Genomic DNA, 16,791 nt, shown 5'->3' on the forward strand with positions numbered 1-16,791 from the left:
AGGACTGGGCTGAGAAACGCCCCGAACTATTCAAAAAACGCGTATACAATCTTCGGGGACTTGACAGCTAGGTGCCAACCGGCGACCGGCGCTGGTCAGTTCCAGCCGCGTTCCAACGCGGCGCAGCAACTCGACACCGAGCATGTCTTCCAGTATGCGCAGCTGATGGCTGACCGCCGAGGGTGTAACCGCGAGTTCCAGGGCCGCATCCTTGATCGAGAGATGACGCGCGGCGGTCTCGAAGGCTCGCAAGGCATTCAACGGGACAGGGATGCGCATGGGGGATTCGCCCTCCTGGAGTTCATGGGTCGTTCATGGACGCATTAAACGGTTTGGGGTTGGCCCACTGCATCGGGGTAGGGCCGCACCGAGGGAGGTATCCGGCTGAAACGGACGCTGTTGCACACCATGAACCGACACGGAGACGGACTCGCGAGAGAACAGGCACGATGTCATGCAGGCCGGTTTCATGCGCCTCCCAGGCACTCGCGCAACTGCGCGGCGAAGCGTGCCGCGTCTGCCGGTTCGAGCGTCGAAATCGTGACGCGCAGCGCGGGGAGGGCGGGCGTGATCGCAAAGGGATCGCCCGTTCGCACCGACCAGCCCCGTTGTGCCAGCGACTGCACGAGGCGGGAGGCGTCGCTGTCTTCCGGCAGCGGAATCCACAGGTTGAAACCATCGCAGGGTTGCTGGGCGGCGATGCCTTCGGCACCCAGGGCGTCGATCAGGGCCTTGCGGCGCACGGCATAGACATCCTTGGCCGCGCGCAGGCGCGCCCTGACCTCCTCCGACCCGAGCAGGCTCCGCACTGTCGTCTGCAACAGGTGGCTGACCCAGGTCGTGCCAGGTGCCAGCCGCATGCCGAGCCTCGCAGCGGTGCCTGCATCGGTGACGACGAAGGCCAGCCGCAGGTCCGGGCCGAAGCCCTTGGAGACCGAGCGCACCAGCGCCCGGTGCGTGGTGGAAGACGGAGCGACGGAGAAGAACGGCGCCTTGGCCAGCAGCGCGAAGTGATCGTCCTCGATCACCAGCACATGCGGATGACGGGCGAGCACAAGACGCAGTTCGCGCGCACGCGTCTCGCTCAGGCAGCAACCGGTCGGGTTCTGCGCCCGTGGCGTGCACAGCACCGCCTGAGCGCCGTCGGCCAGTGCCGCTTCCAGCGCGTCCGGGCGCATGCCTTGTGCATCCATCGCCACCGGAGCCGCTGTCAGGCCGGCGCAGCACAGGATGTTGAGGCTGCCAAGGAAGCACGGATCTTCCACCGCCACCTTGTCGCCGGCCACGAGGTATGCGGCCAGCAGGCGCTCGACCGCGTCCACCGCACCATGGGTCAGCACCAATCCGTCCCCTTCACGAACATCGGGACCGAACCACTGGCGCGCCAGCCGTTCGAGCGCCGGGTCGAGCACCGGTTGGCCATAGAGCGTGGGCCGGTAGCCGCTGGCGGCCAGTGCCTGTAGCGGATCGGGCAACCAGGCCGGGTCCGGATTGCCGCTGGCCAGGTCCGCCAGCGCCGAGCCGGGCGCCAGGCCTTCCTGCTCGGCGAGGCGCACCGCTTGCCGGATCACCGTCCCGTTGCGGCCCAGCGTTTCGGCAATGCCGGCGGCCACCAGCTTGCGATACGCGGCGGCGACCGTGTTGCGGTTGACGCCCAATTGCTCGGCCATCTCGCGCACGGGCGGCAGGGACTGGCCTGCGGCAAGCCGGCCAGCATGCGCCTCGCGGCGAATGCGCTCGAAGATGTCCGATGCGGTGTTTCCGGTCATTTTCATTTGTCCCGTGACAATGTATATTTTGTCATATGACAATATTAGCGGTGCGGAGAACCCATTGTCCATGAACCAGCAGATCGCTTCCTGGCCGACTGCGCACGGCGTCGATGACTTCCGGCGCAACCTGGCGGCGGTGCGCCAACGCATTGCCGATGCCTGTGCCCGCGCGGGGCGTGACCCGGCCGGTGTGCGCCTGCTGCCGGTCAGCAAGACCGTGCCGGAGGAACGCATACGCCTGGCCTACGCCACCGGCTGCCGTGAACTGGGCGAGAACAAGGTGCAGGAGGCGCAACGCAAGGCCGAGGCGATGGGAGACCTCGCCGACCTGCGCTGGTCGGTCATCGGCCACCTGCAGACCAACAAGGCCAAGGTCGTGGCGCGCTTCGCCAGCGAGTTCCAGGCCCTGGACAGCCTGCGCGTGGCCGAGGCGCTGGACCGCCGCCTGCAGGCCGAGGGCCGTGCGCTCGATGTGCTGGTGCAGGTCAACACCTCGGGCGAGGCCAGCAAGTTCGGCCTGCCGCCTGCGGAGGTGGCGGCCTTCGTGCGGGAGTTGCCGGCGTTCTCCGCCCTGCGCGTGCGTGGCCTGATGACCCTGGCGCTGCTGTCCGCCGATGCGGCGCGGGTCCGTCCCTGTTTCGTGCTGCTGCGCGAACTGCGCGAGCGCCTGCGCCAGGAGGCACCGGCCGGCATCGGCATGGACGAGCTGTCGATGGGCATGTCCGGCGATTTCGAGCTGGCGATCGAGGAAGGCGCCACCGTCGTGCGCGTCGGCCAGGCCATCTTCGGCGCCCGCGCAACGCCCGACAGCCACTACTGGCCCGACGACCGGGCCGCCACATCGACTCCATCGGAGCAGACCGCATGAAGACCGCACTGGCCCTGCGCCACATCCACTTCGAAGACCTTGGCACCCTGGAGCCGCTGCTGCGCGAGCGCGGCTTCGAGGTGCGCTACCTGGACCCCGCCGAGGACGATCTGTCCGGCTTGGATGCGGACGCGAGCGACCTCCTCATCGCGCTGGGCGGGCCGATCGGCGCCTTCGACGAGGCGGCCTACCCCTTCCTCGCGAACGAGCTGCGCCTGCTCGAACGCCGCCTGGCCAGCGGACGGCCGCTGCTCGGCATCTGTCTGGGTGCGCAGTTGATCGCCCGCCTGCTGGGCGCCGCCGTGACGCCCATGGGCTTCAAGGAGATCGGCTTCGGTACGCTGACGCTGACCGACGAGGGGCGGCAGTCGGTGCTGGCTCCGCTGGCCGGCGTGCCGGTGCTGCACTGGCACGGCGATCGCTTCGACTTGCCGGCGAACGGCCGGCTGCTGGCCGGTACGGATCGTTGCGCGCAGCAGGCCTATGCGGTCGGCGATCGGGTCCTGGGGCTGCAGTTCCACCTGGAGGCCGACGCCGGCCGCATCGAGCGCTGGCTCGTTGGCCATTGCGGCGAACTGGCGCAGGCCGGCGTCGATCCGCACGCCTTGCGAGCCGATGCCGATGAGCATGGCGCGGCACTCGCTGAAGCGGCACGCCGCACGATCGGCGCATGGCTGGACCGGCAGCGGGACGCAGAGGCGCTTGCGGAATGACGCCGACCCGTCCTGTTCCCGTCGATGTCATCAGCATCCAGTCCCAGGTGGTCTATGGGCGCGTCGGCAACAACGCGGCGATTCCCGCGCTGGAGGCATGCGGCCTGCTCGCGGCAGCGGTGCCGACCACGCTGCTCAGCAACACCCCGCACTACCCCTCGGTCCATGGCGGAGCGGTCCCCGAGGCCTGGCTCGCCGGCTGGCTGGACGACCTGGAGGCACGCGGCATCCCCGACCGCGCTCGCGTCGTGCAGATCGGCTTCCTTGGAGATCCAGCACAGGCACGGATCCTCGCGTCCTGGTGGTCGCGGATACACGAGCGCCACCCACACCTGCGCCTGCACCTGGACCCGGTCATCGGCGACTACGACCACGGGGTGTACGTGGCCGACGGCATGGCCGAGGCCTTGACCACACGCCTGGTTCCCGCTGCCCACGGCCTCGTCCCCAATCGGTTCGAGCTGGAGCAGCTCACCGGTACGAGGCTGCGCGGACTGGACGATTGCCGGGAGGCCGCCCGTGCGCTGTTGCACGGGGCAGCCCAATGGATCGTGGTGACCAGCGTCCAGGGCGATCCCGAAGGCGCCGTCGTCCAGACACTGCTGGAGACGCGCGACGGCACATCGACCCTCTTCGAGCATCCTCGGGTGCCCTGCGCGGTGAAGGGCGTCGGCGACTACTTCGCCGCGCGCCTGACCGGTCATCTCCTGCTCGGCTGCGAGGTCTCACAGGCCGTCGATCGGGCCTGCCGGGAGACGACCGAGCGGCTCGACCTGACCCGGCACCTGGGTTGGGAGGAATTGGCAATCCACGCGCCGGGCAGGAGTGCCAAGCCATGAACGCCTACCGCCTTGTGATCTACCGGCACGGACGGCTGCTCGGCCGGTTCGGCAGCGAGACGCCCTGGGCGAAGGCGGCGGCTCACATCGGCGAACTACCTGCGGGCATTGCGAAGACACTGCGATGAGCATGCCTGGTTGATGATGATCGACGAGGTGCAGACTGGTCTGGGCCGCACCGGCGCCTGGTTCGGCTATCAGCATGCGCAGGTGCGCCCCGACGTGGTGACGATAGCCAAGGGTCTGGGCAACGGTATTCCGACGGTGCGCTGCCCGGCGTCATCAGCGTGGGACAGCCCGAGCATCCGCATGCCTTCCGTCCAGGGCGTCGCACCCTGAATGGAGCGTCAATCGATGGAGCTGCACATATCACGCGGGCGAACGTTTTGTGAGGAGTCCATCCGATGAATTCACACGATGCGCTGGGCGCACTCTGGTCCCTGGGCGAGCTGCCACCCGAGGCGCTGGCCGAGATCGACCTGACGGGACAAGATCCGGTGTTTCCGTCCTCCTTCGCCGTCGGCACCGCCGCGCAGGTGAGCATCGCCGCGGCCGCACTCGCCGCCTGCGAACTGGGCCATGCACGGGGGGCGCCGCGCCAACGTGTCGCCGTGGACATGGCACAGGCCGCCGCCGAAAGCACGGGTTGGTTCACGCTGGATGGCAAGGAGTCCGAGTTGTGGGACCCGTTCGCGGGTCTGTACCGCTGCGCCGACGGCCAGGTGCGCGTCCACACCAACTTCCGACACCACCGCGACGGCGCGCTGCGTCTACTGGGCCTGGACCCGGCGAACGCCACGCGCGCGGATGCGGAGCAGGCCATGCGCGGCTGGAGGGCGCTGGACTTCGAGCAGGTCGCCACCGATCACGCCCTGGTGGCCACCGCGTTGCGCCGCTTCTCCGAGTGGGACGCCACACCCCAGGGCCAGGCCGTGGCCGCGCAGCCACTGATGACGATCGCCCGGATCGGCGATGCGCCGCCGCAGACACTGCCGGCGCTGGAAGCCGATACCCGTCCGCTGACCGGTCTGCGCGTGCTCGACCTCACGCGCATCCTCGCCGGCCCTGCGGGTGGGCGGGCGCTCGCTTCATTCGGCGCCGACGTGATGCTGGTGAATTCGCCCAACCTACCCAACATCGCGGCCATCGCGGAGACCAGTCGGGGCAAGCGTTCGACGCACATCGACCTGCGCACCGAGGCCGGGCGCGAAGCGCTGTGGAGACTCGTCGAAACGGCCCATGTGTTCTCGCAGGGCTATCGGCCCGGCGGTCTGGCCGGACTCGGCTTCTCGCCCGAGACGCTGGCCGCGCGCCGCCCCGGCATCGTCGTCGTGTCGCTGAGCGCCTACGGCACCCAGGGCCCTTGGGCCGGCCGACGGGGTTTCGATTCGCTGGTACAGACGGCGATGGGGTTCAACCACGCCGAGGGCGAAGCGGCGGGCGACGGCAAGCCACGCGCGCTGCCGATGCAGATCCTCGACCAGGCCAGCGGCTTCCTGATGGCCTTCGGTGCCGCCACGGCGTTGTGGCGCCAGCAGCGCGAAGGTGGAAGCTGGCACGTGCAGGTATCGCTGGCGCAGACCGGGCACTGGCTGCGCGGACTCGGGCGCATCGACAATGGACTGCTGGCTAGCAGACCGGACCTCTCGCCCTGGCTCGCCGATGAGCCCTCCGGCTTCGGCCTGCTGCGCGCCGTGCGCCCCAGCGCGCGACTGTCGCGAACGCCGGCCGGCTATGCGCGGCCGTCGGTGCCGCCGGGCACGCATGGTCCGAGCTGGTGACGCCAATGCAGCCTCAGGTGGTCATTTCGGGGTGCTCCGGCGGCGGCAAGTCCACCCTGCTCGTGGAATTGCAGCGGCGCGGCCATGTCACCGTCGCCGAACCAGGCCGGAGGATCATCGCCGAGCAGATCCGACAGGGCGGCGATGCCGTGCCATGGGCCGACATGGCCGCCTTTCTGCGTGAGGCGCTTCGTGTCGCCGCAGCGGATCTGGAAGACGTGGCGGGGATCGCCGCCCCGGCCTTCTTCGACCGAGGGCTGATCGACGCCGCCGCCGGGCTTCAGCGACTCTGCCGGGTGCCATTGTCGCAAAGCCTGGGCGAATCCCGTCCCTATGGGCGGCTCGTGTTCCTCGCGCCCCCCTGGCCTGAGATCTATCGCGCGGACGAGGAGCGGCGGCATGGCCTTTCCGAGGCAGCGGCCGAATACGCCCACCTGGACGCGACCTACCGGGCACTCGGCTACGAGGTCAGGTTGCTTCCGCGCACCGGTGTGGCCGAGCGCGCCGATTGCGTTCTCGAAGCGATTCAGTGCGGCTGAGGGCGGACGAGATTGAGGTTCATCCGGAATATCGTCTTCCAAGGGTGACGTAAGCTGACGTCTACATTGGAGACGAGGATGCAGAGACTCCCAGGCAGGCGTACACCTCTGAGGAATTGCGATGTACCGGTTTTGACCGGCTGTCAGTGGATTTCGCTGGAGGGCGCTGGATCGGGGTATGGAGGAAAATGCGCCTTGATACTAAGGCTCAACAGTCCCTGGGACTCCAGGGTTGTCGGGATTGGAGCGGGTGATGGGAATCGAACCCACGTTAGAAGCTTGGGAAGCTCCTGTTCTACCATTGAACTACACCCGCGACAGACGAGTAGTTTATGCACTTACCGCCCGCTAGGCAAGCTCAACTGTCCATGCTGTACATCGCTTCGATGGCGTCGCGATAGCGTTCGACGACCTTGTTGCGTTTGATTTTGAGCGTGGGGGTCAGTAGCCCGTTGTCGATCGACCAGGGTTCGAGCGTGAGGGTGACGCGGCGGATCTTGGTATAGCCTGGGAAGTCTCGCAGGGCGAAACGGATGCGCTTGAGAATGGCCTTGTGCAGTTGCGGGTCGTCGAGGCTGTCGGCGCTTTCCGGATTGAGGCCGTATTCTCGGGCGAGGCCGCTCCATAGGTCCGCGTTCAGAACCAGCAGTGCGGTGAGATAGGAATGGCCCTCGCCGAGGACGACCGTCTGGTCGAACAGCGGGTCCAGACTGATGGCCAGCTCGAGATCTCCAGGCGGAACCTTCTCGCCGTTGGAGAGCACCAAGATGTCCTTGAGCCGACCGGTGATGTAGACGCGCCCGTTCTCGATGCGCGCCTGATCTCCCGTGTGGAACCAGCCGTCCTGCGACAGCACCTTGGTGGTCGCGGCGTGGTTGTTCCAGTACCCCATCATGACGCAGTGCCCCTTGATCTGAAGCTCGTCGTCGGCACCGATGCGGACCTTGATGCCTCGGATGGGGGGGCCGACGCTTTCTGGGACGTTCGCTTCCAGTGGATTGACGCTCACCACCGGGCTGGTCTCGGTCAGTCCGTAGCCCTGGATGAGCGGCAGACCCAGTCCGATGAAGGTGCGGGCGACGCTGCTTGGCAGGGCGGCGCCGCCGCTGACGGCGGCACGTATGCGTCCGCCGAGTCGCTCCATGACCGGGGTGCCCACCTTGTGTCTCAGGAACGGCCAGAGCAGCAGCGTCGGGTGCCAGCCGGCACGTCCCTGCGTGCGCTGGAAGGAGCGCCAGCCGACCTTTACCGCCGTGTTGAACAGCCAGCGGATTGGAGCCGGTTTGGCCTCCAACTGATCGGCGATGCGTTGATAGATGCGCTCGAAGACGCGCGGGACGGCGATGATGACCGTCGGGCGGATGGTCTGCATGTCCTCCGCGAGCTGGGCGATGGATCGGGCGTAGGCCACGGTCGCGCCCGCCATCAGCGGCAGGTAGTAGCCGCCGGTGCGTTCCAGCATGTGCGAGAGCGGCAGGAAGGAGAGAAAGACATCCTCGCGGTAGACGTTGATGAGCGTGATCACGCCGTGCGCGTTGGCGAGCATGTTGTGGTGACTGAGCATCACCCCCTTGGGGCGTCCGGTGGTGCCGGAGGTGTAGACGATGGTGGCCAGGCTATTGGGATCGCCCATGCGCGGCTGTAGTGCGGGGGCGGATTCGGGCAGCCAGCGCTCGGCGACCACCACGCGAGGGTCTTCTTCGGCGAGTTCGTAGGCGGCTGGGCTGGGTTCGAGAATGACGACCCGCAGCGGCCAGGTGGCGTCGCCGACCACCTCGGCGAGCCGGCGCCAGCGTCCGGCGTCCTGGATCAGCAGGGTCTTGACCGCCGCGTCTTGCAGGATATAGGCGGCGTTGTCGGCGCGGTCGTCGGTATAGAGCGGGACCGTGACCAGACCGAGCGAGAAGGCGGCCTGATCGAACATGATCCAGTCGGGACAGTTGCGCAGCAGGATGGCGACGCGGTCTCCAGGCTCCAGGTTTTCGGCCGCCAGCGCCTGGCGCCAACGGGCGACCCAGGTGCCCATTTCGCGCCAGGTGAGCTCCTTCCAGCCGTTGCCGCGCTCATGGTAGCGGTAGGCGACGCGCTCGGGCGATCGGATAGTCCGCTGCAGAAAGAGTCCGTCCAGGGTTCTGGCGCGCTCGATCGCAATCAAATCCTCGGACCATGGGTTCACTGGGCTATCCTCATGTGGTTATGGGCCATACCTCGACGGGCTCCATACTCATGGGCGTCAGGGGTCCTGCCGTATCGGTTCATGCGGGCTGGAATGGCGAGGTCCAGCAAGCGGATGCCAAGTGTAAAAGGCCGTCATCGTTTTGCAATGCTTGCAGGTCAACGCGATAGCGGAGAGGTGCTCGGGCTTGAAATGCCGTCGGTTTATGCGATATTAGAAAAATCTAATTAAGAGACGGCTAATATATTAAGGAAGCCATCTACATGCGTTCGATCAAATATCTTGCGGTGCTGGCCGCATCGCTCACATTCGGTGTTCAGCCGTTTGCCGCCGAGCCACTGGAAACCGCCCTCGCCAGCTATCACACGCTGCCGCGCGAATACCGCCTCGACGGGATCGTCGAGGCGGTCAACCGCACGACAGTTTCGGCCCAGACTCAAGGCCAGGTTCAGGAAATCTTCTACGATGTCGACGACTTCGTGGAGAAGAACGCGCTGCTCGCCCGCCTCAAGGACACCGAGCACCGTGCCCGTGTCAGCCAGGCGGCGGCGGATCTCAAATCGGCAACGGCGCGTTTGCAGCAGGCCAAGGATGAGCACGAGCGGGTCGCGGGCCTCTATCGCAAGAAGAACGTCTCGGATTCGGCCATGGACAAGGCGACGGCCGATCTGGCCAGCGCCCAGGCCGCACTCGATGCCGCCGCCGCGCGCTTGGAGGAGGCGCGCGAGCAATTGGCCTATACCGAGATCCGCGCACCCTACTCGGGGATCGTCACCCACCGTCATGTCGAACTCGGCGAGATCGCGAGTCCTGGTTCGCCCATCATGAGTGGGATCTCGCTCGACGAGCTGCGAGTCACGGTCGATGTGCCCCAGAGCATCATCCCGGCGATTCGGCGCTCTCACTCGGATGCCGAGCCGAAGCCGCTTGCGCGGGTCTATCTATCAGAAGGAGAGATGATCGAAACCAGCAAGGTGACCGTCTTTCCCTATGCCGACCTGGGCTCCAACACCTTCAAGGTGCGCATCGATCTGCCCACCCAGTCGGGAGACAGGCTGCGTGCGCTCTTTCCGGGTATGTTCGTCAAGACCAGTTTCATCGTCGGCGAGAAGTCCGAGCTGACCGTGCCGCGCAAGGCCGTCGTCCACCGCTCCGAGGTGACCGGCGTCTATGTGGTCGGCGCGGATGGGCGCGTGCATTTCCGTCAGGTCCGTCTGGGCCGCGCACTGCCGGACGCCTACGTGGTCCTGGCCGGTCTAACGGCGGATGAGCGGGTAGCGCTGGACCCGATCGCAGCCGGGGTGCTGCTGAAGGAGCAGGCTCAGATGCGGATCGATGCGGCGGGGGAGAGCGGTCATGACTGAGCGACTCGGCATCGCCGGCCGGATCGCCAGTCGTTTTCAGGCCACAGAAATCACCCCCTTGCTGGCCCTGGTGGGGCTGTTGCTGGGGCTCTTCGCGGTGATGGTGACGCCGCGCGAGGAGGAACCTCAGATCGATGTCACCTTCGCCGACGTCTTCATTCCCTTGCCGGGCGCGTCGGCCTCCGAGGTCGAGAATCTGGTCGCCGGTCCGGCCGAGCAGGTGCTCTCCGAGATCAAGGGCATCGAGCACGTCTATTCGGTGTCGCGAACCGGCATGGCGGTTCTCACTATCCAGTACAGGGTCGGCGAGGACAACACGGACGCCGTGGTGCGTCTGTTCAGCAAGGTCCTCTCGAACCAGGACTGGCTGCCCGCCAACCTGGGCGCCGGCACGCCCATCGTCAAACCCAAGGGTATCGACGACGTTCCCATTTTGACCGCTACGCTCTGGTCGAAGGATGACCAGGTCGGCGCCTTCGAGCTGGGGCAGGTCGCGCACGCCATCGAACAGGAACTCAAGCGTGTTCCGGGCACCCGCGATGTCTATACCCTCGGCATGCCGGAACAGGTGGTGCGGGTGCTGTTGCAGCCCGAGACCCTGGCCGGCTATGGCATCGATCTGGCCGGTTTGCGCAACGCCCTCCAGGCGGGGAACCTGACCCGCGACGATCTGGCGGTGACCTCGGACAATCAGGAGATCCTGGTCCAGGCGGGGACCTTCCTCTCCAGTCCCGAGCAGATCGGCGATCTGGTCGTGGGGCTGCACGGCGGGCGTCCCGTCTTTCTGCGCGATGTTGCGACCATCGAGCGCGGTCCCGAACAGCCCGAGACCTATGTGCGCATGGGGGCCGGGCCGGCGGGCACCCTGACGGGAGTGGATCTGGCCGGCTCCACCCCGGCCGTGACCATTGCGGTGGCCAAGCAGGCCGGCGTCAACGCGGTCGAGGTGGCTCAGGACCTGATCGAGCGTTTCGAGCAGTTGAAGGGCATCGTCATTCCCGAGAATGTCGAGGTGACGGTGACCCGCGACTATGGTGCGACCGCCGACGCCAAGGCGAAGAAACTGATCAGCAAGCTGACCTTCGCGACCGCCTCGGTGGTGCTGCTGGTGCTCTTCGCCATCGGCTGGCGCGAGGCCATCATCGTCGGCGCCGCAGTCATCGTCACCCTGGCCCTGACGCTCTTCGCCTCCTGGGCCTATGGCTTCACCCTCAATCGGGTCTCGCTGTTCGCGCTCATCTTCTCGATCGGCATCCTGGTCGACGACGCCATCGTGGTGGTGGAGAACATCCATCGGCACATGGCGATGGGCAAGGGGCGTCTGCTGGATCTGATGCCGCGCGCGGTCGACGAGGTCGGCGGTCCGACCATCCTGGCGACCTTCACCGTCATCGCCGCCCTGCTGCCCATGGCCTTCGTCAGCGGTCTCATGGGGCCCTACATGAGCCCTATCCCGATCAACGCCTCCATGGGCATGCTCATCTCGCTCATGGTCGCCTTCGTCTTCACGCCCTGGATGACCAATTTCATGTTGGGGCGCGCCTCGATGGCGCACGCGCACGCCGGACATGAGGGCGCTGACGCTGAACGGAATTGGCTGGACCGGGTCTTCTCCGGGCTCATGACCCCCTTTCTCGTCGGACGGCGCGGTATCGTCAACCGCTGGCTGCTGCTCGCCAGCGTGCTGCTGCTGATTGCGGGATCCATCTGGCTCGCGGTCAACCGCACCGTGGTGCTCAAGATGCTGCCGTTCGACAACAAGAGCGAGTTCCAGGTCGTGCTCGACATGCCCGAGGGGACCAGTCTGGAGCAGACGGCACGGGTGCTCGCGGAGATGGGCGACTATCTCTCGGGCGTGCCGGAGGTCACCGATTACCAGACCTATGCCGGCACGGCGGCGCCCATCAACTTCAATGGTCTGGTGCGTCAGTACTATCTGCGCGAGGGCGCCAACCTGGGCGATCTACAGGTGAATCTGATCGACCAGCATCACCGCGACAAGAAAAGCCACACCATTGCCGGAGAGCTGCGTGGTCCGCTGCAGGATATCGCCAGACGCTACGATGGCAATGCCAAGATCGTCGAGATTCCGCCCGGGCCGCCGGTGCTATCGCCGCTGGTCGCCGAGGTCTATGGACTCGACTACGCGGGTCAGATTCGGGTCGCAAAGCAGGTGCGCGATGTTTTCGAATCGACGCCCGACATCGTCGATGTCGACGATTCGGTCGAGTTTCCCTCACGCAAGCTGACCCTGGTGGTGGATCGCGCCAAGGCGGCGCGTCTCGGAGTCGAGCAATCGAGTGTCGCGACCGCGCTCTCGACCGTGTTGGACGGCGAGGACGTGAGCTATCTGCACGGTGCCAACGTCAAATACGCGGTGCCGATCCGGGTCGGCTACAGCGAGGCCGACAAGGCCGATCTGGAGCAGGTGCTGGCGCTACGGGTGCGCGCGTCCTCCGGTCAGTTGGTGCCGCTGTCTGAGATCCTCTCGATCGTCGACGGCACCCGCGAGCACAGCATCCATCACAAGGATCTGCTGCCCGTGGTCTATGTGACCGGGGACATGGCGGGGCAGATCGACAGTCCGCTCTATGGCATGTTCGAGATGGCCGGCACCCTGAGCCACGATATGGGGTTGCAGCAATGGTACCGTCAGGCGCCGACCAACCCCTATGAGTACAGCCTCAAATGGGACGGCGAATGGCAGATCACCTACGAGACCTTCCGCGACATGGGCATTGCCTATGGCGTTGGGCTGATCCTCATCTATCTGCTGGTGGTCGCCCAGTTCCGCAGCTATCTGGTGCCGCTGGTGATCATGGCACCCATTCCGCTGACCCTGATCGGCATCCTTCCGGGGCATGCGCTCCTCGGTGCCCAGTTCACCGCGACCTCCATGATCGGCATGATCGCCCTGGCCGGCATCATCGTGCGCAACTCCATTCTGCTGGTCGATTTCATCAATCAGCAGGTCCGCGAGGGCAAACCTTTAGAGGAGGCCGTCATCAGCTCCGCCGAGGTGCGCGCCAAGCCGATCGCCCTGACCGCCGTCGCCGCCATGGCCGGGGCCGTCTTCATCCTCGACGATCCCATCTTCTCCGGGCTGGCCGTCTCGTTGCTGTTCGGGCTCTTCGTCTCGACCCTGCTGACCCTGATCGTCATCCCGGTGGTCTACTACGGCGTCATGCGCAAGCGGGTGGACTGGATCCGCACCTCGACCGCCTGAGATTGCACGGCGTCTCGTCGCCCGGATGGAGCGATCGCTCCATCCGGGGGCACCGTCATGTCCGGCTTCGAGGGTGTTCCCGGGTTTCGCTGTGCTGCCCCCGGGTTACGTTATTGGCGTTGCGCGTTGCCTTTGTAGATCCGGCGCCCTGTCGGGGTGTCGGTATTGCTCGGCGAGGGTCTGTAGCCGCGCCGGCTCGGCGGGGTGTCGTTGGAGCGATAGGAGCGGTCGTGGTTTCGTGGGCGTTCGGTTGGTGTCGGGCGCGGTTTCCGATCGCCGCCGTTGTCGTTGCGCGGTGGGCGACGGTCTGGATGTCGGCGATCGTTTCGATCTCGATCGCCATGACCCCGGTTGCGGTCCCGATCGCTCCAACGATGGTCACGGTCGCGTCGATACCGATAGCGTTTTATCCGATAGTCACGATATGTCGGGTAATACCAGGGCGAGCGGTAATACCAGGGGCTGGGGTAATACCAGAGCGAGGGGTAGTAGTAGAAAGGCGAGTCGTACAGGAACATCGGCCCGTAGCCGAAGTAGAGGTGCGTGCTGATCCGGGGCGAGTCGTCCGGATAATAGGCCTCGTCCCGATCGCCTTCATCCGGGGCCGTGGTGCCGTCGACCAGATAGGCGTCGTATCCGCTGGGCCAGGTTTGCTCGACGACAGGCGGGGCGACGACACAGCCGGCGAGCCCGCCGATGATGCCCAGGAGCGTCACGCGTGTCGCGACCGTTCGGAGGATGTGCGTCAGCATGGGTGAGGCCCCGCGTGGAGGTGGTCTTGCGTCGTTTTCCGATGCCATTGGGACAGCGGTGCCTGGTCCGAAGATCCGGGATTCGCGTGCAGGCAGCTAAGGCGTCAGGTTTGAGACGCTCATCGGGGTGTTCCAGGAGTGGAAGGGAACGACCGCGAGCAGATGCAGGTCGTTTCCCTGATGTTCGCCGAGGATGCGAAAGCTGTAGAGACCGTACTCCATGATGCCCTCCCGTCTCGATTCTGGCGGCAGGGATCCCAGCGCGGGCTGGACCAGAAGACGCTCGCAGGTGTCGACCAGTTTCTCGACGAAGCGTCTGGCCTGGACCTGGGAGTCGCGGGCGATGAAGGCGACGATCGCCTCGGAATCATCCAGGGCGGTGCGCGACCAGATCAGCTCTCCAGCCATCGATCCAACCGCTGCTTGGCCTCGGAGTTGAGATAGCCGCGTCCGAGGGCGATGTCCTCGCGGCCCTTGCGCAGCTTCTCCATGACGTAGAGATGGTACTGGATATCCTCCAGCGTGCAGTCGTCCGGCAGGCGACGCAGCAATTCGGTCACTTCCTGTTTCGCGCTCAACATGCCTCTGACCCTCTTGACGCAGATCGATCGTCAACTGAATTTCGAACGCACATAGCCTGCCTGATCGGCCCGGTCGGGGCAATGGCGCCGAGCGGCGATCTCAGCCGCCGGTCACCGGCGGGAGGAAGGCGACCTCGTCATCGTCGCCGAGTGTGGCGTCCGGCCGGACGAGTTCCTGATTGACCGCGTAGAGCAGGGACGCCTCCGAATCGAGCGCCTCGGACCAGATCCCGCCGCGATCGCGCAGATGATCGCGCAATTGCTCGACCGTGAGGACCGAGTCGGGCCGCGCGAGCGACTCCCCCTCGGTCTGAAGGCGCTCGCGCAGACTGGCGAAATAGAGGATGCGCAGCATGGCGTCAGTGCAGCAGTTCGCTGAAGGAGAGAAAGTCGACCAGATCGCCGCGTTGGAAGGTCCGTCCGGGCGGGATCTCGACGAAGCCATCCGCCCAGGCGACCGAGGAGAGCACGGCCGATGAGCGGGTGGGATAGACCGCCAGCTCGGGTTCGCCATCCGCGCCGGTCTCGATGCGGGCGCGATGGAACTCGGTGCGCTTGTCCGGTTTGGGCCAGTCGAATCCGGCGCGGATCTTGAGCGTCCGAGGTGCCGCATCGCCCGTCAGTCCCTGCAGACGTCGCACGATGGGGCGGCCGAAGAGACAGAAGGTGACGAACAGCGAGACCGGATTGCCGGGGCTGCCGAAGAAGGGCGTGCCCTCGACCCGGCCGAAGACGACCGGCTTGCCGGGTCGGATGGCGATGTTCCAGAGCTCCAGGGTGCCGAGCGCCTCGACGGCGGGTCGGATGTGATCCTCCTCGCCCACCGAAACCCCGCCGCTGGCGACGATGAGGTCCGCCGACGCGGCACCTCGGCGCAGTGCCTCCTTGGTCGCCTCCAGGGTGTCGGCGACGATGCCCAGATCCACGACCTCGCAGTCCAGGGACTGGAGCAGGCCGATGAGCGCGAATCGGTTGGAGTTGTAGATCTGGCCCGGTCCCAGGGGCGTGCCGGGCATGACCAGCTCGTCGCCGCTCGCCAACACGGCGACCCGCAGACGGCGATAGACCCGCAACTCGGCGACGCCGACCGAGGCTGCGAGCCCCAGATGCTGCGGGGCCAGCCGGGTTCCGGCGGCGATCACCGTCGATCCGGCCTCGATGTCTTCGCCGGCGCGGCGAATGTTGCCGCCGGGCTTGATGTCGGTCGGGATGATGACATGGTCGCCATCGCGCTCGCAGACCTCTTGGACCACGACCGTATCCGTGCCTTCAGGGACCGGCGCCCCGGTGAAGATGCGCGCGGCCGTGCCGGGAGCGAGCGGGGCGCCGGCGGTTCCGGCCGGGATGCGCTGGGCGACCGGCAAGCGGCCGTCGTGCTCGGCGAGGTCGGCATGGCGGATGGCATAACCGTCCATGGCGCTGTTGTCCCAGCCGGGGACCTGGATACTGCTGACGACCGGTTCCGACAGCACGCGTCCCAGTGCGGCCTCGGTCGCCAGGGTTTCGGTGTCGGCGATCGGCTCGACGCGGGAGGCCAGGAAGTCGATGGCCTCCTGCTTGGTGAGCGTGCGTTTCGCTTCGGGTGCGGTGTCGCAGTCGTTGCCTTGGCTCATGGGCGTCGTCTCAATGCTCGCGCAGGCGTGGAATCAGCTGGGCGAAGTTGCAGGGGCGGGTGCGGATGTCCAGCTGGGGCAACAGGATTTGGTCCCAGGCGGTGCGGCAGGCGCCGGTCGATCCGGGCAGACAGAAGAGGAAGGTGCCGTTGGCCAGTCCGGCGAAGGCCCGCGACTGGAGCGTGGAGGCGCCGATCTCCTGAAATGAGATCTGGCGGAAGAGTTCGCCGAAGCCCTCGATCTCCTTGTCCAGCAGGGGATGCAGCGCCTCGGGCGTGCTGTCGCGCCCGGTGACGCCCGTGCCTCCGGTGCTCAGGACGACGTTCACCTCCGGATCGGCGATCCAGCGCGAGACGACGGCGCGCAGCCGGTAGATGTCATCCGGCACGATCTCTTTGGCGACCACCGTATGACCGGCCGCCTCGGCCTGTTCCTTGAGCAGCTTGCCCGAGGTGTCCTGGTCTTCGCTCCGGCTGTCGGAGACGGTCAGAACGGCGATCTTGAGAGGCAGGAAATCCTGCTCGACGAAGTGTCCGCCCATGGTCATCCACCTTTAGTTATTGGTTT

17 protein-coding genes, 1 tRNA gene and 1 pseudogene are annotated in these 16,791 nt (G+C 66.2%); 9 read left to right on the forward strand and 10 right to left on the reverse strand.

Features of this window, described 5'->3' with window-relative positions; all coding sequences use genetic code 11:
- Positions 1-93: 93 nt before the first annotated feature.
- A pseudogene (locus ACFSJC_RS09915) lies at positions 94-279 on the reverse strand (LysR family transcriptional regulator); the annotation flags it as partial.
- Between the two features lie 188 nt (positions 280-467).
- Positions 468-1,769 carry a MocR-like B6 salvage transcription factor PtsJ gene (ptsJ, locus tag ACFSJC_RS09920; RefSeq protein ID WP_386026206.1) on the reverse strand — a complete coding sequence of 434 codons (1,302 nt, stop codon included), beginning with the start codon at positions 1,767-1,769 and terminating at the stop codon, positions 468-470.
- A gap of 70 nt (positions 1,770-1,839) precedes the next feature.
- Here ptsJ and ACFSJC_RS09925 point away from each other — a divergent pair, with 70 nt between their 5' ends.
- From ACFSJC_RS09925 to ACFSJC_RS09955, 7 genes are all read left to right on the forward strand, one after another.
- Complete coding sequence (locus tag ACFSJC_RS09925; protein WP_386026208.1) at positions 1,840-2,640, forward strand: YggS family pyridoxal phosphate-dependent enzyme; 801 nt, start codon at positions 1,840-1,842, stop codon at positions 2,638-2,640.
- The gene (locus tag ACFSJC_RS09930; protein WP_386026210.1) at positions 2,637-3,353 is read left to right on the forward strand and encodes a glutamine amidotransferase; all 717 of its coding nucleotides are present in this window, start codon (positions 2,637-2,639) and stop codon (positions 3,351-3,353) included. Before ACFSJC_RS09925 ends, ACFSJC_RS09930 begins: the two co-directional genes overlap by 4 nt.
- Entirely contained in the window at positions 3,350-4,192 is an 843-nt protein-coding gene (locus ACFSJC_RS09935) for a PfkB family carbohydrate kinase (RefSeq protein ID WP_386026212.1), read from the forward strand. The genes ACFSJC_RS09930 and ACFSJC_RS09935 overlap by 4 nt, the downstream gene beginning before the upstream one ends.
- Positions 4,189-4,320, forward strand: a complete 132-nt coding sequence (locus tag ACFSJC_RS09940) for a hypothetical protein (protein WP_386026214.1) — start codon at positions 4,189-4,191, stop codon at positions 4,318-4,320. Before ACFSJC_RS09935 ends, ACFSJC_RS09940 begins: the two co-directional genes overlap by 4 nt.
- 13 nt (positions 4,321-4,333) lie before the next feature.
- Complete coding sequence (locus ACFSJC_RS09945; protein WP_386026215.1) at positions 4,334-4,531, forward strand: aminotransferase class III-fold pyridoxal phosphate-dependent enzyme; 198 nt, start codon at positions 4,334-4,336, stop codon at positions 4,529-4,531.
- A 65-nt stretch (positions 4,532-4,596) separates the two neighbouring features.
- On the forward strand, positions 4,597-5,973 hold the full coding sequence (locus ACFSJC_RS09950) for a CoA transferase (RefSeq protein WP_386026217.1): 1,377 nt from the start codon (positions 4,597-4,599) through the stop codon (positions 5,971-5,973).
- A 5-nt stretch (positions 5,974-5,978) separates the two neighbouring features.
- Complete coding sequence (locus ACFSJC_RS09955; protein ID WP_386026219.1) at positions 5,979-6,512, forward strand: AAA family ATPase; 534 nt, start codon at positions 5,979-5,981, stop codon at positions 6,510-6,512.
- Between the two features lie 242 nt (positions 6,513-6,754).
- Here the strand turns inward: ACFSJC_RS09955 and ACFSJC_RS09960 are convergent.
- Positions 6,755-6,828: transfer RNA gene (locus ACFSJC_RS09960), tRNA-Gly, on the reverse strand.
- A 42-nt stretch (positions 6,829-6,870) separates the two neighbouring features.
- On the reverse strand, positions 6,871-8,688 hold the full coding sequence (locus ACFSJC_RS09965; protein WP_386026221.1) for an AMP-dependent synthetase/ligase: 1,818 nt from the start codon (positions 8,686-8,688) through the stop codon (positions 6,871-6,873).
- A 263-nt stretch (positions 8,689-8,951) separates the two neighbouring features.
- On the opposite strand from ACFSJC_RS09965, the gene ACFSJC_RS09970 reads away from it, so the two are divergent.
- Together ACFSJC_RS09970 and ACFSJC_RS09975 are read left to right on the forward strand one after the other, a co-directional pair.
- Entirely contained in the window at positions 8,952-10,052 is a 1,101-nt protein-coding gene (locus ACFSJC_RS09970; protein ID WP_386026223.1) for an efflux RND transporter periplasmic adaptor subunit, read from the forward strand.
- Entirely contained in the window at positions 10,045-13,278 is a 3,234-nt protein-coding gene (locus ACFSJC_RS09975) for an efflux RND transporter permease subunit (RefSeq protein ID WP_386026225.1), read from the forward strand. The genes ACFSJC_RS09970 and ACFSJC_RS09975 overlap by 8 nt, the downstream gene beginning before the upstream one ends.
- Before the next feature lie 110 nt (positions 13,279-13,388).
- On the opposite strand, the gene ACFSJC_RS09980 is transcribed toward ACFSJC_RS09975, so the two are convergent.
- The 6 genes from ACFSJC_RS09980 to moaB all read right to left on the reverse strand — a co-directional run bounded on the left by ACFSJC_RS09980 (position 13,389) and on the right by moaB (position 16,765).
- Positions 13,389-14,030 carry a hypothetical protein gene (locus tag ACFSJC_RS09980; RefSeq protein WP_386026227.1) on the reverse strand — a complete coding sequence of 214 codons (642 nt, stop codon included), beginning with the start codon at positions 14,028-14,030 and terminating at the stop codon, positions 13,389-13,391.
- A gap of 96 nt (positions 14,031-14,126) precedes the next feature.
- Positions 14,127-14,438 (reverse strand): type II toxin-antitoxin system RelE/ParE family toxin, encoded by a 312-nt coding sequence (locus tag ACFSJC_RS09985; RefSeq protein ID WP_007039807.1) that lies wholly within the window; start codon positions 14,436-14,438, stop codon positions 14,127-14,129.
- A complete protein-coding gene (locus ACFSJC_RS09990) occupies positions 14,423-14,611 on the reverse strand; it encodes a hypothetical protein (protein ID WP_007039806.1) in 189 nt (62 codons plus the stop codon). The genes ACFSJC_RS09985 and ACFSJC_RS09990 overlap by 16 nt, the downstream gene beginning before the upstream one ends.
- 100 nt (positions 14,612-14,711) lie before the next feature.
- Positions 14,712-14,966: a molybdopterin converting factor subunit 1 gene (gene moaD / locus ACFSJC_RS09995; protein ID WP_386026229.1), complete on the reverse strand. Its 255-nt coding sequence runs from the start codon at positions 14,964-14,966 to the stop codon at positions 14,712-14,714.
- 4 nt (positions 14,967-14,970) lie between these two features.
- Positions 14,971-16,224 (reverse strand): molybdopterin molybdotransferase MoeA, encoded by a 1,254-nt coding sequence (locus ACFSJC_RS10000; protein ID WP_386026231.1) that lies wholly within the window; start codon positions 16,222-16,224, stop codon positions 14,971-14,973.
- 10 nt (positions 16,225-16,234) lie between these two features.
- Entirely contained in the window at positions 16,235-16,765 is a 531-nt protein-coding gene (gene moaB, locus ACFSJC_RS10005) for a molybdenum cofactor biosynthesis protein B (RefSeq protein WP_386026233.1), read from the reverse strand.
- Positions 16,766-16,791: the final 26 nt, after the last annotated feature.

The sequence above is a fragment of the Thiorhodococcus fuscus genome, assembly GCF_042682685.1.
GTDB classification, from domain to species: domain Bacteria; phylum Pseudomonadota; class Gammaproteobacteria; order Chromatiales; family Chromatiaceae; genus Imhoffiella; species Imhoffiella fuscus.

Bases quoted from the DNA above. Each gene is read 5' to 3' on its own strand.
- ACFSJC_RS09940 (WP_386026214.1), top strand. From the start codon at position 4,189: ATGAACGCCTACCGCCTTGTGATCTACCGGCACGGACGGCTGCTCGGC.
- ACFSJC_RS09970 (WP_386026223.1), top strand. From the start codon at position 8,952: ATGCGTTCGATCAAATATCTTGCGGTGCTGGCCGCATCGCTCACATTC.
- ptsJ (WP_386026206.1), bottom strand. From the start codon at position 1,769: ATGACCGGAAACACCGCATCGGACATCTTCGAGCGCATTCGCCGCGAG.
- ACFSJC_RS09975 (WP_386026225.1), top strand. From the start codon at position 10,045: ATGACTGAGCGACTCGGCATCGCCGGCCGGATCGCCAGTCGTTTTCAG.
- ACFSJC_RS09990 (WP_007039806.1), bottom strand. From the start codon at position 14,611: ATGTTGAGCGCGAAACAGGAAGTGACCGAATTGCTGCGTCGCCTGCCG.
- ACFSJC_RS09980 (WP_386026227.1), bottom strand. From the start codon at position 14,030: ATGCTGACGCACATCCTCCGAACGGTCGCGACACGCGTGACGCTCCTG.
- ACFSJC_RS09950 (WP_386026217.1), top strand. From the start codon at position 4,597: ATGAATTCACACGATGCGCTGGGCGCACTCTGGTCCCTGGGCGAGCTG.
- ACFSJC_RS09935 (WP_386026212.1), top strand. From the start codon at position 3,350: ATGACGCCGACCCGTCCTGTTCCCGTCGATGTCATCAGCATCCAGTCC.
- ACFSJC_RS09945 (WP_386026215.1), top strand. From the start codon at position 4,334: ATGATGATCGACGAGGTGCAGACTGGTCTGGGCCGCACCGGCGCCTGG.
- ACFSJC_RS09930 (WP_386026210.1), top strand. From the start codon at position 2,637: ATGAAGACCGCACTGGCCCTGCGCCACATCCACTTCGAAGACCTTGGC.
- ACFSJC_RS10000 (WP_386026231.1), bottom strand. From the start codon at position 16,224: ATGAGCCAAGGCAACGACTGCGACACCGCACCCGAAGCGAAACGCACG.
- ACFSJC_RS09925 (WP_386026208.1), top strand. From the start codon at position 1,840: ATGAACCAGCAGATCGCTTCCTGGCCGACTGCGCACGGCGTCGATGAC.
- moaB (WP_386026233.1), bottom strand. From the start codon at position 16,765: ATGGGCGGACACTTCGTCGAGCAGGATTTCCTGCCTCTCAAGATCGCC.
- ACFSJC_RS09955 (WP_386026219.1), top strand. From the start codon at position 5,979: ATGCAGCCTCAGGTGGTCATTTCGGGGTGCTCCGGCGGCGGCAAGTCC.
- moaD (WP_386026229.1), bottom strand. From the start codon at position 14,966: ATGCTGCGCATCCTCTATTTCGCCAGTCTGCGCGAGCGCCTTCAGACC.
- ACFSJC_RS09985 (WP_007039807.1), bottom strand. From the start codon at position 14,438: ATGGCTGGAGAGCTGATCTGGTCGCGCACCGCCCTGGATGATTCCGAG.